Annotated in this window: 2 protein-coding genes; both read left to right on the forward strand. The window is 48.2% G+C overall.

The genetic code is table 11. From position 1 onward, the window contains the following. Nucleotides 1-239 (forward strand): AAA family ATPase (locus tag KIV40_RS30055; RefSeq protein WP_375164914.1); only part of this gene is annotated, 239 nt, incomplete at its 5' end. A gap of 12 nt (nt 240-251) precedes the next feature. Further along, nucleotides 252-906: DUF58 domain-containing protein (locus tag KIV40_RS30060; RefSeq protein ID WP_285352932.1), on the forward strand; the 655-nt coding region annotated here is incomplete at its 3' end.

A 906-nucleotide genomic window follows, 5' to 3' on the forward strand; every position in this document is an offset into this window, starting at 1 on the left:
CGAATCTACCTAAATGGCTAGAAATTGGTGCAAGTCCGCGTGCTTCTATTGCGCTTGATAAATGCGCCAGAGCCTATGCATGGCTTCAAGGACGTGACCACGTCACAATAGATGATGTCCGCGCTATGGTTCCTACTGTGTTAGGGCACCGTTTTTCTCTCTCTTATGATGCGTTGGCGGATGGCGTTGACCACCAACGTGTGGTGGAAGAGCTGCTTGATGCGGTAGAGATTGGTTAATCGGGAGGCGTTATGGCTAAGCCAACTCAAGCGCCACAGTCACAAGGGTTAGATCCTCGGCTGTATTGCGATTATGCCAAGCTGGTTCGACTGCAAGCTCAAGCAGAGTCGTTCACTTTACTCCCTCATTTGAAGGCAGGCAGTGTGCTGTCTGGCCGTCATAACTCCCTGTTTCGTGGACGCGGGCTGAATTTTGAAGAGCTAAGGCACTATCAACTGGGCGACGACATTCGAAATCTCGATTGGAAAGTGACGATGCGAACAGGCAAGACTCATGTTCGCAGTTACACGGAAGAGAAAGACCGCAATGTGATGATCTGTGTCGACCAACGAAGCTCTATGTTCTTCGCCTCTCAATCGGTCATGAAATCGGTGGTTGCTGCGGAATTGGCGGCAATATGTGGATGGCGTGTACTGAAAGATGGCGATCGTGTTGGTTATCTGATCGCTTCTCACCAAGCTCTATTTCACAGCAAGGCGCAGCGTTCTCAAAATGACCTTCTTTCGCAGCTTAAGAATCTAGTTAAAGCTAACCAAAGCCTTGATGTTGCAGTTCATGATAGTAGCGAAGTGACATTTAGCCGTTGGATTGAACGAATTAATCGTATGGGGCTTAAGCAATCAACGTTGATTTTTATCAGTGATTGGCGAGATTGCGAAGAGAAAC

The organism is Vibrio sp. D173a (assembly GCF_030248475.1).